The sequence below is a fragment of the Aquamicrobium defluvii genome (genome assembly GCF_004363725.1).
Taxonomy (GTDB): Bacteria; Pseudomonadota; Alphaproteobacteria; order Rhizobiales; family Rhizobiaceae; genus Mesorhizobium; species Mesorhizobium defluvii.
The window spans coordinates 22,738-37,764 of record NZ_SNZF01000018.1 but is presented as its reverse complement, the minus strand read 5'-3'; the positions used below and the strand labels follow the sequence as shown (position 1 = coordinate 37,764).

The window sequence follows — 15,027 nt, the reverse complement described above, 5'->3', positions numbered from 1 at the left end:
CTCAGTTGAACATCTGCGCGTTGCCGGGCTGGTAGCCCGAACCCGGGGTGAGGAACCGCTCGCGCTGGATGCGGCCCTGCTCGGCGGCGGTCGCGCGTTCGGCCTCCATGAGGGCCTCGGCCCGGCCATTGGCCGAGATGACCGCGATCAGGTCGGAAAGCTGCTGCGACTGGAGGGCGAGAAGCTGGTTGCCGGCCTGAGTGGCCTGAAGCGCGCCGGTCGCGCCCTGGCTTTCGCCGACGAGCGCGGACATCTCGGCCCGGTTGCTGTCGATGTTGCCGACAACGCCGGCCTGCACCCGCATGGCATCCTGGAGGCCCCCGACGGTATTCTCCCAGCGGGACCGGGCATCGGCAATGAGCTGCTGGTCGGTCGCGGTCAGGGACAGATTGCCGTAGTCCTGCTGGAACATCTGGTCGATGTTCTGCACATCGAAGGCGATGTTCTGGGCCTGACCGAGAAGCTGCTGAGTGCGCTGGACGTTCTGCTGAAGCTGCTGGAGCGACGAATACGGCAGGCTCGCGAGATTGCGGGCCTGGTTGATCAGCATCTGTGCCTCGTTCTGGAGCGAGGTGATCTGATTGTTGATCTGTTCCAGCGTGCGCGCGGCGGTCAGCAGGTTCTCGGCATGGTTGGTCGGGTCATAGACGATCCGGCCGAACCCGCCGAAGAAGGCATGGGCCGGTGTCGTGAACACCGGCGCCAGAGCCAGCGGCACGGAGAGCGCAAGCAAGAGCGTCGAGGCGCTTGCCATGCGGATGAACCGGGGAATTGCGCGCTTCATGGGGTAATCTCCTCTTCTTCCAGGATGATGCCGAATTCGTTTTCATCGACGACTGGCGGCAGGTGTTCGCTTTCGGTCGCGAGATTGGTGAGGTCCGGGATGAGATCGGCCGCCCAATCGACGCCGCGTACACGTAGCCAGGCGGCGAGAAACCCGTTGCTGCCATACTCGGCGAGGATGTCGCTGATCAGGGCCTGATCGGACTTGGCCGATGCCGCGCAAAGCGCCAGCCCGACTTCTGACAATCCGAGGTCGAACAGGCGGTTGCCGCGCCGCGACTGGCAGTAGTAGTCCCGCTTGGGCGTGGCCCGTGCGAGGATCTCGATCTGGCGATCGTTGAGGCCGAAGCGGCGATAGATCGCGGTGATCTGCGGCTCGATGGCGCGCTCATTTGGCAGCAGAAGCCGTGTCGGGCAGCTTTCGATGATCGCGGGTGCAATGGCCGAATTGTCGATGTCCGACAGCGACTGCGTGGCGAAGATGACGCTGGCGTTCTTTTTGCGCAGGGTCTTGAGCCATTCTCTGAGCTGGTCCGCGAACCCTTCGTCATCGAGCGCCAGCCAGCCCTCGTCGATAATCAGCATCGTCGGCCGGCCATCGAGCCGGTCGCCGATACGGTGGAACAGGTAAGAGAGGACGGCGGGCGCCGCGCCGGTGCCGACCAAGCCTTCGATCTCATATGCCTGCACATCCGACGAGCCGAGATGCTCGGCCTCCGCATCGAGCAGCCGACCATAGGGACCGCCGACGCAATAGGAGCGCAGCGCCTGTTTCAGGTCATTGGACTGAAGCAGCACGGCGAGGCCGGTGATGGTGCGTTCCCCGACCGGAGCCGAGGCAAGTGAGGTCAGCGCGGTCCAGAGATGTTCCTTCACCTCGGGCGTGATCTGGATGTTCTCGCGCATCAGGATCGCCACGATCCAGTCGGCGGCCCAGGCACGTTCGGATGTCTCGTGGATGCGGGCCAGCGGTTGCAACGAAACCGACGTCTCGGAAGCGTCGGTCAGTTCACCGCCGAGATCATGCCAGTCACCCTGCATCGCGAGTGCGGAGGCGCGGATGGAGCCGCCGAAATCGAAGGCGAAGACCTGTGAGCGCGCGTACCGACGGAACTGCAAGGCCATCAGCGCCAGCAGCACCGACTTGCCGGCGCCGGTCGGTCCGACGACAAGGGTATGGCCTACGTCGCCGACATGAAGGGACAGCCGGAACGGGGTCGATCCTTCGGTTCTGCCGTAAAGCAGCGGGGGTGCGCCGAAGTGATCGTCCCGTTCCGGCCCCGCCCACACAGCGGACGAAGGGACCATGTGGGCAAGGTTGAGCGTCGAGACCGGCGGCTGGCGGACATTGGCATAGGCATGTCCGGGCAGGCTGCCGAGCCAGGCGTCGACGGCATTGACCGTCTCGACCATGACGCTGAAATCGCGGGACTGGATGATTTTCTCGACCAGCCGCAGCTTTTCGTCGGCGCGGCGGGCGTCCTCGTCCCAGACGGTGACGGTCGCCGTGACATAGGCCATGCCGGCCATGTCGGCGCCGAGTTCCTGCAACGCCATATCCGCGTCGGCGGCCTTGTTCGCGGCATCGGTGTCCACGAGCGCGGATTGCTCGTTGGTCATCACCTCCTTGATGATCGCCGCGATGCTCTTGCGCTTGGCGAACCATTGCCGGCGGATTTTGGTCAGCAGCCGGGTCGCGTCGGTCTTGTCCATGAGGATGGCGCGGGTGGACCATCGGTAGGGAAAGGCCAGCCGGTTCATCTCGTCGAGGAGGCCGGGGGTGGTCGTGCCGGGAAAGCCGGTGATCGTCAGCACCCGGAGATGCGACAAGCCCAGGCGCGGCTCCAGCCCGCCGGTCAGCGGCTGATCGGCCAGCAGAGCGTCGAGATACATCGGCACTTCCGGCACGCGGACGCGATGCCGATTGGTCGAGATGGTGGAATGGAGGTAGGTCAGCGTGCCGGCGTCATCGAGCCAGCTACATTCCGGCATGAAGCCGTCGAGCAGCGCCAGCACGCGGTCGGTGCGGTCGATGAAGCCGCGCACCAGCTCCCACGGGTTCACGCCCGAGGTCTCGCGGCCCTCGTAAAGCCAGGACTCCGATCGTGCGGCATCTTCGGCGGGCGGGAGCCAGAGGAAGGTCAGGAAGTAACCGGAGACGAAATGGCTGCCCTCTTCCTCGAAATCGGCCTTGCGCTCGGCATCGACCAATGCCGAGGCGGGATCGGGGAAGCGGTCCGCAGGATAGGTTGCGGCCTCCGAACGCTGTGCTTCCACGAAAATGGCCCAGCCAGAGCCGAGACGGCGGAAGGCGTTGTTCAGCCGTCCCGCGACCGCAACCAGTTCGGCCGCGACGGCGGAATCCAGATCGGGGCCACGAAACTTCGCCGTCCGCTGAAACGAGCCATCCTTGTTGAGGACAACTCCCTCCCCGACCAGCGCCACCCAGGGCAGATAATCGGCCAGGCGGGAAGCGGTGCGGCGGTATTCTGCGAGATTCATCATGGATCAAACCTCACACCGAGAGATGGCCGGGGATGCGCAGATGGCGGCGCGCGACCTCGACGAAGAGCGGATCGCGCTTGGCGGCCCAGACGGCGGCGATGTGACCGACCGCCCAGATCAGGATGCCGGCGAGCCAGAGCTGGAGGCCGAGGCCGACTGCCCCGGCCAGCGTGCCGTTCAGGATCGCGACGGATCGCGGCGCCCCACCGAGCAGGATCGGCTCGGTCAGGGCGCGGTGGACCGGGACAGCGAAGCCCGGCACCGCGTCGAGCGCCTCGAAACTCACGGCCATCAGACCAGCGCTCCGCCGCCGAAGCTGAAGAACGAGAGGAAGAAGGAGCTGGCGGCGAAGGCGATGGAGATGCCGAAGACGATCTGGATCAGTCGCCTGAAGCCGCCGCCGGTGTCGCCGAAAGCCAACGTCAGGCCTGTGACGATGATGATAATCACCGCCACGATTTTCGCCACCGGCCCTTCGACGGATTCGAGGATGGATTGCAACGGCGCTTCCCAGGGCATCGAAGAGCCGGAGGCAAAGGCCGGGGATGTCATCAGGCTCACCCAGGCGAAGGCGGCGGCGGTTGCGATATGGTGACGGATGCGGAAGGCGCGACGGATCATGCAGGTTCTCCAGTGTTGCGAGTGGTGCCGGGTTCTGAAAAGGCGGGGAAAATCCGGTAGTCGCCGTCGGGACCGAGACCATCGACGCGGGCGAGTTCGACAAGCCGCCGTGCGGAACCGCGACCGGCAAGGACGGCCACGAGGTCGATGGTTTCGGCGATCATGGCGCGCGGGACGGTGACGACGGCTTCCTGGATCAATTGTTCGAGGCGGCGAAGCGCGCCGATGCCGGAACCGGCATGGATGGTGCCGATCCCTCCGGGGTGCCCGGTGCCCCAGGCTTTGAGGAGATCGAGCGCCTCGGCGCCACGCACCTCACCGATCGGAATACGGTCGGGACGCAGCCGCAGCGAGGAACGGACCAGATCGGACAGAGTGGCAACGCCATCCTTGGTCCGCATGGCGACAAGGTTGGGTGCCGCGCATTGCAGCTCGCGGGTGTCCTCGATGATGACGACGCGATCCTGCGTCTTGGCCACCTCGGCCAGCAGCGCATTGGTCAGCGTGGTCTTGCCGGTGGACGTGCCACCGGCGACGAGGATGTTCGCACGCGACTGGACGGCGGCGCGGAGCGTTTCCGCTTGACCGGCGGACATGATGCCGGCCGCCACGTAGTCGTCGAGTGTGAAGACCGTGACGGCGGGCTTGCGGATGGCGAAGGCGGGTGCGGCGACGACCGGCGGCAGCAGGCCCTCGAAGCGCTCGCCGGTCTCCGGCAGTTCGGCCGAGACGCGGGGGCTGCGGGCATGCACTTCCACACCGACATGGTGGGCGACCAGCCGCACGATGCGCTCACCATCGGCAGCCGACAGTATCTCGCTCGTATCGGCCAGTCCCTCGGACAGCCGGTCCACCCAGATCCGGCCATCGGGGTTCAGCATGACCTCGACGACCGACGGGTCTTGCAGCAGGGCTGAGATGGCAGGCCCGAGCGCCGTTCGGAGCATGCGCGCGCCGCGGTCCACCGTTGCCTGATTGTGGTTGATGCCTGCCATCTCGTCCCCGTTCCACCGGGGAGGCGAGAGTTCCCCGGATGGGGATGACTAAAAGAGACCCCAAAGCGGCCGTTTCAACAAGTTTCGACCGTCGTAGTAGTGTGGCGTGCAAATACAGGAGAATGGCGGTGATGCTACTCAGGGCCAAGGCGGCGCGGCGTGGGGGAGTCGCTCAACACAAGCCGGCTGATTCGATGAACATTGCGACCTTGCGGACCAAGTTGCCGTTCGCTGCTGAGGCGCGGTAATCGGCTGCACTGCAGCAAGCTCGACCAGCAGGGGCGAAAAGGCGGGCTTTCGCTGCTTCTGCGCCGGAGGCGTGGTGCAATGACGGGAGCGGACATTCGTGGGTTCGTCATCAGTGTCCAGCAGGCCAACCACTTGGTGCTGGACTGATCAGAGCTTCATTGCGCTGGTTGATCGGGCAACACGAAACCCATCTCGCGTAGAAAACGTGACGGTTGCTTGTTCCATCCCCGATAGTTGTCTGCATAGGAGAGGCAGAGCCACTCTCGCGCACGCGTGATAGCCACGAAGCAGTTGCGCCGCTCCTCTTCCATTTCAGCGCTGTTCTCGCCCGCCTTCAGGCTTTGAAAGCTCGGCAAGATGTCCTCCGCCAGTCCGACCACATAAACATGATCGAACTCCTTCCCCTTGGCGCCGTGGATCGTCATAAGGGTCACGGTATTGCTGCCGACTGGGGCTTCCTTTGAGCGGATGGCCAGTTCCTGGAGAAACTGTTCAAGTGGCGCATCGCGGCCGATGGTTTTGCCGATACTTCTCACAAGATCGGACCAAGCCGCCCGGTCTTCTGCAATGTCACTGGCTTCATCGTCCTGCGCCGGGATCATGGCGAGGACTGCGTCAACAAACTGCCTGAACCGCGCGGGCTCCTTTGCGAAGGTTGCAGCTACATCGACGAGAGCGTTGCCATTGACATCATCACCCAGTCCGGCTTTGACCGCTACCGCCCATTCATCGAGCAGGGAGCGTTCCGTCAATTCGGTGGCGGTGATGATGAGATCGACACGGGCGTCAGTGCCAAACCAACGATTGAAAGCGCCGGTCAGGGTTTCCAGCGCACGCCGATCAAGCGGGCGCAGCGCTTGGCGAAGTACGGCAGTGAGCCACAGGAACTGAGGTGATCGGAAATCATCGCGGCGCTGAGAAATGACCGCACTGACCTGCTTCTGCGTCAGCGCGGATTGAAGCTTTTCTAGCATGTAGCGCGTACGGGCCAGTACCGCGACTTCACCCCATCGAGCGCGGTCGATTTTGGCGATGCCTTCCGCAATCGACGCGGCTTCCACCTCGTCGGTGGAATAGCGTAGGACGCGGATGTGCTGTTCATCGGGATATTTCAGCGAGGTCTTGCCCGCCTCCAGCGGCTGCTTGGCGGCCGTGCGTTGCAGATTATGGACCACAAGATGGTTCGCGGCGGCAACAATTGCGGGCGGACAACGGTAGTTTGTGGGAAGCTGCAGTTCCTGCGGGGAAAAGTCGGCTCGGAACCGCTGGATCTGTTGGTAGCTCGCGCCGTTCCACTGGTAGATGATCTGGTCATCGTCGGCGACGGCGAAGACATTCCTGAAATCCTTGCCGGCGAGCGCGCGGATTAGTCGGTACTGCCCATCGGTAGTGTCCTGAAACTCGTCGAACATCCAGTAGGCATAGGTCTTGCGATAGCGTCCGGCGATGCCGGGGAAGTCTGTGACAAGGCGATAGGCCTGGGCGATGAGCGAACCAAAATCTAGGGCATTGGCTTGGGTGAGCGCCGCCTCGTATGCGGTGTATACCTGCTCCACCCGTGCGCCATCGGACGGATCACGAAAGTATCGGGCCGAGCCTGTCGGTTGGATAAGCTGCGACTTAAGCTTGTCAATGGTAGACAGAAGCCGAACGTCGTTTTGGCTCAGGCCCGCCTGTTTGATCGCGTCGCGCAAAATTTCCTGGCGATCGACGTCGAGCGAGTAGATTGCAAAATCAGGGTTGATGCCAATGTGGGAGCCGTGCTGCTGCAGCATCTGCATGCAGAAGGAGTGAAAGGTCCCGATCAGAGCGCGCCGTTCCTGTTCAGGTACCAATGCAGTGACGCGCGCGGACATTTCGTCAGCCGCCTTGTTGGTGAAGGTCAGAGCCAGCACGCGGAACGAACGATCGGGCGTATCGGCAAGCAGCTTGGCCACCCGCGTCGTCAGGACGCGGGTCTTGCCGGAGCCGGGGCCGGCGAGAACGAACATCGGGCCATCGCGCCAAGCGACAGCGATACTTTGTGCTTCGGTCAGTTCTGACAATGCCACGTTGAGGGCGGTATCGGTCATGTTAGGCCTCTCAATGCCAAGATTGCATTGCGGAATGATGCAGGCATGCGCTGCGCCAGCGCCGGGTTCTCGGCGCACTGTTTTGCGAGGACGGCTGCGTAGCCGCTCTTGTCGTTCTCGAGTGCCGCAATCAATGTCGCATCGTCAAAATCCGCTGCTCCTACGTTTCCAAAAGAGACAAGAATTGCTTTCAGTTCGTTTTGCAGTCCATCTGCTATGAGCTGCTGTTCGAGATAACCGGCCGGCAACGAGAAGGTGCGGCGAGCCATTTCCTCGGCGGAAAACTTTCGTGCGGTGATCCTGGCGATGTAGCCGAGCCCGGCGGCATCTCCATCGACGACGGCAAGCCAAGGATAACCGAGCGCTCTTGCAAGTACCGCAAATATCTCGGGGCTGCCATTGTTCTGGAAATCGATGACGGCGACGCCGTGTTCATCAAGGTCGTAGCCAAGGCCCTTGGCGATGCCATGAACCAGATGGTAATCGGACGGGCCCTCCACGAGAAGCCAGCGGCGTGCGAAGAATATTTCGCCACGGATCCGCCGAGCAAATGTCTCCAGCTGCTCCAGTTCCGCGTCCGAGACGAACTCCTGCGATGCATCGGATGCCTTACGCAGCGCGGCGTGGATGGTCTGTGTGTCAGGGCGTCCGCCGTAGGCGATGAGGAGATCGCGATACTGGTTTTGGGGCAGAGCGCCGGACAGCACGAGTTCGTTGAGACCGCGGTCATAAGTGATGAGGCCGGCGGAGGCTGCGATGATGGCGTCAATCTGGGGAACATGCGGGACGGGCGCGCGGAATTGACGGGGGAGAGAGCTTACAGTTGTGCCGTTTGCCTCGACACGGACGACGCGGATATCGCGGAACGGAACGTGCTGTAGGAAGTACGGCGAATGTGTCGTTACGATCTTCTGGCCTGGGAGCTCAGTGATATGACGCCAAAGGCTGCGGGCCGCCTGAGGATGGAGATGTGTCTCCGGCTCCTCAAGAGCCAGGACAGCTGTGCTTTCGGGCCGGTACAGATCGCTCAGGATCAGCTCAACGAAGGCTTTGAAGAGGAACATGACGGAAAGGCTCTGCACGCCTTGACCGTGCCGCGCCAACGGTAGCCACGGTTTGCCGCCCTCCGTCTGATAGATGACCTCCGCCTTCGAGAGGATATCCCATGTATTGAGGGGCAGCAGCCGCAAGTCCGCCTGGCCTGGGACGTCGGTGGCGGCGACGCGGCTGATATGGGAAAGACCGTTGGCAAGATTGGCCAGAAGCGGATCAGCGTCGAGCAAGCGTCGATTCAGAAGGTCGAAGATCCGCTTTGATTTCTGCTCGAGAGGTTCAGGGATTTGCACCGTCCGGAGCAACTTGCCCCAGAACTGGCTCCTTGAGGAAAACTCGTCCGTGACGTCGCGGAGCGCCTCAAGGTAGAAGACGGGCAGAAACTGGAAGAACTCCTGGAGATTGACGGCGCGAGCGCCGCGCCCGGCGAGTGGGTTCCTTTCGACGTTCAGGAATTCCCATCGTGGCACGAAACTCTCTTCGGCCGCTTCCCATGAGCAGCTGACGCGCATGATTATTGACGCGCGGCCGGTCACTGGATCGAGTTGGATGATGTCTTCGAGTTCGCCGTGGAGGTCCTCGGGCCACTCGTTGGCGACAGCCTCCTGGAACTCGACCTCGATAACGACGGGATCGCCGACTTTTGGATCTGGCCTACCGTCGCACAGATGCACATCATATTCAGTGAATCCGGTTCCGCGCTGTCCCCACCGTCTGGTAAGCGCGATGCGGATCGCTTCCAGTATCGCCGACTTTCCGGCGTTGTTGGTTCCTATAAGGACTGTAACCGCGCCAAACTGAATGTCTGCCTCTTTGATAGAGCGAAAGTTTGATATTTTAAGTCTACTTATTTCCACTGCTGAACATCCCTCCCGCCCTTGGCCAACGATACCGAGCGAACAGCGCTTTGCACAGCTTGAACCGCAAGTATCCGCCGAAGGCCGCCGCCGTGTCTTACTGATTGGGTGGATTTCCGTTCGGCAAGAGTGCGGTGTCCGCTTTCGGACATGTCGCCAGGCAGGATCGACAGCGCTCGAATGTCTACTTTGGGCCGGGTCTTCTTCCGCATCCGTGAGGGGCTGCGCCATACCGCAGTCTGCCTGAATGTCGCTGATGGGCTCGAAATGGTATACCAATCAGTGTGTCCCCGCACCCTGTTCTGATCCGGCCACATCCTCCGAGATTTCCTGCCGGAGCTTCGGCCCCTGCGCGAGGCGCCGGCCGAGTGCGGTGATGAACGCCTCATATCGTTCCGCCGACTTGGCCTTCGCGGCCTTCGCCGCTGGCTCAGGCAGCGCCGGCGTTGTCGTGACCCAGAACCGAATGAACACCGCCAGGCTTTCGACGGCGATGCCGACGTCCCGCTCAAGCCGCGCCATGCGGCGGTCGAGCTGGTCGAGGCGCTTGACGACAACCGCTTCGCGCCGCTCGGCATCGTCCGGCGACAGGAACGACGCGATGGCGGCTTCGGCGATCATGGATTGCGAGCGATCCCGGCGTGCCGCAAAGTCCGCCAGCGCCGAGGTGACATCGGGGTCAAGATAGATCGTGATCTTCGATTTCTTCCTGTGGCGTGTCATGGCGCTACAGCTCCATGCCGTCGTTCGGGTCCATGGCGACCTGCCGGGCAATCCCCTGCACCTGGCGGATCATGCGTCGGTTCCGGGCAACATCTTCTTCCACGTCATCGGAAAGATCGGGCTCGAACTCGTTCTCGATGGGCTTTTTCTTCTCCACCGGCTTCACGCGGCTGAGTTCGGGCTGCAAGCGGCGTTCGGATTCGGTCGGATCTTCATCATCCCTTATGTGGTCCTCGTCATCCTCGGCAGGACCGGGTCGCGCCGGGATCGGCAACGCGGTCCAGTCGTCGGCACGGGTTCCTTCCGGGCGCGTCAGATCAGGCGGGGAAAGAACGCGCTCCTGAAACCGGGTATCCTCAAAGTAGCGCGCCTTCGTCGCCCGGATCGGCGGGATGCCCGCCACCATGACGATCTCCTCATGTGGTGGGAGCTGCATGATCTCGCCCGGCGTGAGCAACTGGCGCGCGGTTTCCGAGCGCGAGACCATGAGATGCCCCAGCCAGGGCGACAGCCGGTGCCCGGCATAGTTCTTCATCGCCTTCATCTCGGTGGCGGTGCCGAGGGCGTCCGACACGCGCTTGGCGGTGCGCTCATCGTTGGTGGCGAAGCTCACGCGGACATGGCAGTTGTCGAGAATCGAGTTGTTCGGCCCATAGGCTTTCTCGATCTGGTTCAGCGACTGCGCGATCAGGAAGCTCTTGAGGCCGTAGCCCGCCATGAAGGCCAGCGCCGTCTCGAAGAAGTCCAGCCGCCCGAGCGCTGGAAACTCGTCGAGCATCAAGAGCAGCCGATGCCTTCCGGCATTCGCTTGCAGATCCTCGGTGAGGCGACGGCCAACCTGATTGAGCAGCAATCGCATCAGGGGTTTGGTGCGGTTGATGTCGGAAGGCGGCACGACGAGGTAGAGCGTGGTCGGCTGATCGCCGGCCACAATATCGCTGATCCGCCAGTCGGAGCGGCGCGTGACCTCGGCCACCACGGGATCGCGATAGAGGCCGAGAAACGACATCGCCGTCGACAACACGCCCGACCGCTCGTTCTCGGACTTGTTGCGCAGCTCGCGCGCCGCACTGGCCACGACCGGATGCGGCCCCGCCTCACCCAGATGCGCGGTTGTCATCATGGCGCGCAGGGTGGAGTCCACCGGACGCTTGGGATCGGACAGGAATCTGGCCACACCTGCCAGCGTCTTGTCAGGCTCGGCATAAAGAACATGAAGGATCGCGCCGACGAGGAGCGAATGGGAGGTCTTTTCCCAATGGTTGCGCTTGTCGAGGCTGCCTTCGGGATCGACGAGGATGTCGGCGATGTTCTGCACGTCCCTCACCTCCCACTCGCCGCGACGCACTTCGAGCAGCGGATTGTAGGCCGAGGATTTCGGGTTGGTCGGATCGAACAGCAGCACGCGACCATGGTGTGAACGAAACCCCGAAGTGAGTTGCCAGTTCTCGCCCTTGATGTCGTGGACAACTGCCGAGCCCGGCCAGGTCAGCAGCGTCGGCACCACCAGGCCGACGCCCTTGCCCGAACGGGTCGGCGCGAAGCACAGCACATGCTCGGGGCCATCATGCCGCAGATACTCGCGGTCATATCGGCCGAGGACTACGCCATCGGGATCGAGCAGGCCGGCGGCCTTCACCTCGGGCTTTGAGGCCCAACGCGCCGAGCCGTAGGTGGCGACGTTCTTCGCCTCGCGCGCCCGCCAGACCGACATGCCGATGGCGACCGCGATGGCGATGAAGCCGCCCGAGGCCGCGATGATGCCGCCCTTCGCGAAGATCGGCGGCGCATAGGCTTCATAGAAATACCACCACCAGAAGATCGCCGGGGGATAATAGATCGGCGTCCCGAGCAGTTCGAACCAGGGCGGGCCGAGTTGCGGCTGATAGCCGAGGCTCCAGGCGACATATTGCGTCGCGCCCCAGGTGGTGGCAAGGATGATGAGGAAGACGGTGGTGATCTGTCCCCAGAGAATTTTGGTGGCGGACATGGGCAGAGATCCTTTCCAGTTGAGGTCAGAGGCCGAGGCTGCGCTTGCGCCCAAAATCCCAATCGATGCCGCCATCGTCGCGGGCCACGCCGGAGACGTGACGGCCGATCTGCTTTTCCAGCGAGGGCAACCAGGGCACGAGCTGGAAGCCGAGACCCCCGTCAGGTCCGGGACCCTCGATCATGGCGAAGCGGCCGGAGGCGAGTGCGAAGCGCTGACGATAGGAACCGGCGACATATTCGCCGCTGGCGGCGCGCTCGAAGGACATGCCGGTATCTGCCGCGAGCTTCTCGGCGAGGCTGTCGAGTTCGCGCCTGCGCAGTGTGCTGAGCAGTCGGCGCGCGAAGACGACGCGGCCGCCCTGCCGCTCGGCATAGCCCTCGCCGATCAGATGCTCCGCGCGCTCATCCAGAGCCTGACGGACCTCGGCACCAAAGCCGCTGTCCGATAGGGCGATGGGCTCGCGGGCGATGGCCTGCCGATCGAGCCAGGTCGCACCCGAGGCGCCGATCTGCGCGCCGAGATCGAGATCGGAGCGGACGGCAAGCGCGACACGGCGCGCGCCTTGCGCATCCTCATAAGCGCGCAGCTCGACAATCGAGCCGGGCGGGCTGTCGCCAGCGGCGTCCAGATGCGGCAGCCTGATATGATGGCTGCGACCGTCAACGCCATCGACCACGGCATAGGCGGTGCCCTTCAACTCGTCATCAAGGCCGCGCTCGACCAGGCGGCCGATGACCGGAACGTCGAGGCTTTCGCCGGCCAGCACATAGCTGGCCGAGCCGCGCTCGATGCCGCGTTCGGTCAGGGCGCGGTGCATGCGCTTGATGATGTCGCCGCGCTCGCCCAGCTCGCGCAGGACCGTTTCGGCCTCGGGCTTGATGAACCATTGCGAATGGCCAATCTGCCCGGCGACGCCAAGAACTTCGAGGGTGCGGAGCCGGCCGACCTTCAGCGTATGGAACTCGTCCTGCGGACGGTCGGCGAGCGGGGCGAGATCGACGATACCGGATTTGCCAGCGTCGCGGACAAGCTGGCGGTCGAGTTGTGTCCAGCGTTCCGCCTCGATCTGGGCCTCAAGGCTGCGGCGGATGTCGAGATCGGTGCGCGGCCCCAGCTCCTGGGTGACGAGATCGCACGCCCGGTCCCGCATCCCCTCCTTGATGTAGTCGCGGGAAATCACGAGATCCTGCCCGTCGTCGCGGGTGCCGCGCACGATCAGGTGGACATGCGGATGCGCCGTGTTCCAGTGATCGACCGCCACCCAGTCGAGGCGTGTTCCGAGATCCTTCTCCATCTGCGCGACAAGATCGTCGGTGAAAGATCGGAGGTCCGACATATCCGGAGCGTCGTCGGGCGAAACGATGAACCGGAAATGATGCCGGTCATCGCCGCAGCGCTCCGCGAAGGCGCGACCATCGGCGTCCTCCGTTCCCGGCCCGAACAGCCTTGCCTTCTCGCCGTCTCGGGTCACGCCGTCACGGCGCAGATAATCAAGATGCGCCCCAAGCGGCGCCGACGACGCCATGTGGCGAACGACGCGCGCCTTGACGACGGCGCCCCGTGTGCGGGAGGTGATGAGGCGGTTGGCCTGGATGCTGGCGCGCTGGCCGCGCCCGAAACGGGAGCGATTACCGGAGGTGACGCGACCGGATCGCGAGACGCCGCCTCCGGCCTTCTTCGCGGCGGCAATTGCCTGCGCGATGAAGGGCCGGGTCTGCTGCGCGCGGGTCGAGCGGATGCGCCCCGGACGGATGCGAAACTCGTGCTCATCGGACATGGCACATCCCCGCACGGTGCAAAACAGAGAAGAAAATCAGGAAGATGGGCGCGAAGCACACGGCGCGCATCAGCGCGGCACGGTGCGAAACGCGCCAGAAACATGAACAAAAACAACCGCCCGCCTGAACCGCACCGTGCGCGCTTTTATCCTGCCATCTTTCGGTCGTGGTGCCTGCCGCCACCCTCTGCGCCCTCCATGACACGCCAGCGCCCGATGGGATGCGAATTGCGGTGCCGCTGCTCATGGCCGGTCCCCACCGGCATCGCGGGCGGCGAACAGCCCCTCCGACTGCAAGGCGGTGAGTGCGTCCGGTGCCGCCGGGACGAGCGAAGGGGCATCGTCCGGCGTGCGGTCGGGGGACGCGGGATCGGCAGCGGAAGCGCCGATTTCACGCGCGACGAAGAGCGCCGCCTCGCGCCAGTCGGGCGGCGGAACGACCGTCGAGCCGCTGCCGGAAGGCCGCTCGCCGAGCAGGATCGGCGTCAAAGCAGCGACATAGGCGCGCGTCTCGGCAGGCAGCGGACGAGCCGTCGCGCGGTATTCATCGTAGCGACCGGGACCGGCATTGTAGGCCGCGAGCATCGCGGCGACATTGCCGTAGCGATCCCACATCTCGCGTAGGTAGGCGGTGCCCGCGAGGATGTTGTCGCGCGGCTCGAAGGGGTCGCGGCCGAGAGCATGGCGGATGCGCAGCTCCGCCCAAGTCGAGGGCATGACCTGCATCAGCCCCATCGCGCCGGCAGACGATATGGCGTGCATATTGCCCGCGCTTTCGACCTGCATCACGGCGATGATCCATGCCGCCGGGATGCCGAACCGCTGCGAAGCCTCTTCGATATGGGCGCCGTGCGGATGCACGGCGACGGCACGACCCATCACGGCGATCTGCGCCAGGCCGGGCAGCGGGGCAATGGCTGTGACGAACAGGCCGGAAAGAAGAAGGAAGAGGATGCGGCGGCGGGCGCCACATCTCCCCGAGGCGGGACGGATGCAGGACTTGACCATGATCACTCCTGCTCGTCGCGCTTCTTTTGGCGGGTCCAGTGCAAGCCCCAGTCGCGGCCGTCTTCGTCCGACTGGAACAGGCGGGCGCGGATCGGCTGCTGGAAAACTGGATCGTCGAGAAGCACGGAGACGAACGGTCCCGCGCGCTCCCCGGAATGTTTCCAGCCTGCGCCGACTTCCGGCCCATACTCATCGCCGAGATGGATGCGATAGGCAGGCGCCTTGTCGGCGTCCGCATTTTCCGACGGCGTGAAGGTTAGCTCGACGTCCAGCGAGAGCGTGCGGAGTCGCCCGGAATAGCCGGACGGGGTGCGGGTAAACTGGCCGATCTGTGCCATGGAAGGCTCCTTTCCTATGCGGTGGAGAAGACGCGGGACGGCTCAACGGCCCC

12 protein-coding genes are annotated in these 15,027 nt (G+C 63.8%); all 12 read right to left on the bottom strand.

Annotated features, from left to right (window positions below; all coding sequences use genetic code 11):
* Position 1: 1 nt before the first annotated feature.
* The gene (gene trbJ, locus DES43_RS14190; protein ID WP_035746456.1) at positions 2-784 is read right to left on the bottom strand and encodes a P-type conjugative transfer protein TrbJ; all 783 of its coding nucleotides are present in this window, start codon (positions 782-784) and stop codon (positions 2-4) included.
* Complete coding sequence (gene trbE / locus DES43_RS14185; RefSeq protein ID WP_133675697.1) at positions 781-3,288, bottom strand: conjugal transfer protein TrbE; 2,508 nt, start codon at positions 3,286-3,288, stop codon at positions 781-783. The genes trbJ and trbE overlap by 4 nt, the downstream gene beginning before the upstream one ends.
* 10 nt (positions 3,289-3,298) lie before the next feature.
* Complete coding sequence (locus tag DES43_RS14180) at positions 3,299-3,580, bottom strand: VirB3 family type IV secretion system protein (RefSeq protein WP_035746452.1); 282 nt, start codon at positions 3,578-3,580, stop codon at positions 3,299-3,301.
* Positions 3,580-3,909 (bottom strand): TrbC/VirB2 family type IV secretion system protein, encoded by a 330-nt coding sequence (locus tag DES43_RS14175; protein ID WP_035746450.1) that lies wholly within the window; start codon positions 3,907-3,909, stop codon positions 3,580-3,582. The genes DES43_RS14180 and DES43_RS14175 overlap by 1 nt, the downstream gene beginning before the upstream one ends.
* Positions 3,906-4,904: a P-type conjugative transfer ATPase TrbB gene (trbB, locus tag DES43_RS14170; protein ID WP_133675695.1), complete on the bottom strand. Its 999-nt coding sequence runs from the start codon at positions 4,902-4,904 to the stop codon at positions 3,906-3,908. The genes DES43_RS14175 and trbB overlap by 4 nt, the downstream gene beginning before the upstream one ends.
* A gap of 404 nt (positions 4,905-5,308) precedes the next feature.
* Positions 5,309-7,225 (bottom strand): ATP-dependent helicase, encoded by a 1,917-nt coding sequence (locus DES43_RS14165; RefSeq protein WP_133675693.1) that lies wholly within the window; start codon positions 7,223-7,225, stop codon positions 5,309-5,311.
* Positions 7,222-9,135, bottom strand: coding sequence for an ATP-dependent nuclease (locus DES43_RS14160; protein ID WP_166647756.1), 1,914 nt, complete (start codon positions 9,133-9,135; stop codon positions 7,222-7,224). Before DES43_RS14160 ends, DES43_RS14165 begins: the two co-directional genes overlap by 4 nt.
* Positions 9,136-9,414: 279 nt before the next feature.
* The gene (locus DES43_RS14155) at positions 9,415-9,858 is read right to left on the bottom strand and encodes a ribbon-helix-helix domain-containing protein (RefSeq protein ID WP_058096996.1); all 444 of its coding nucleotides are present in this window, start codon (positions 9,856-9,858) and stop codon (positions 9,415-9,417) included.
* A gap of 4 nt (positions 9,859-9,862) precedes the next feature.
* Positions 9,863-11,848, bottom strand: a complete 1,986-nt coding sequence (locus tag DES43_RS14150; RefSeq protein WP_133675689.1) for a conjugal transfer protein TraG — start codon at positions 11,846-11,848, stop codon at positions 9,863-9,865.
* 25 nt (positions 11,849-11,873) lie between these two features.
* Positions 11,874-13,628 (bottom strand): relaxase/mobilization nuclease domain-containing protein, encoded by a 1,755-nt coding sequence (locus DES43_RS14145; RefSeq protein WP_133675687.1) that lies wholly within the window; start codon positions 13,626-13,628, stop codon positions 11,874-11,876.
* A gap of 243 nt (positions 13,629-13,871) precedes the next feature.
* Positions 13,872-14,636 (bottom strand): lytic transglycosylase domain-containing protein, encoded by a 765-nt coding sequence (locus DES43_RS14140; RefSeq protein ID WP_133675685.1) that lies wholly within the window; start codon positions 14,634-14,636, stop codon positions 13,872-13,874.
* Between the two features lie 2 nt (positions 14,637-14,638).
* On the bottom strand, positions 14,639-14,974 hold the full coding sequence (locus DES43_RS14135; protein WP_012092633.1) for a DUF736 domain-containing protein: 336 nt from the start codon (positions 14,972-14,974) through the stop codon (positions 14,639-14,641).
* Positions 14,975-15,027 lie beyond the last annotated feature (53 nt).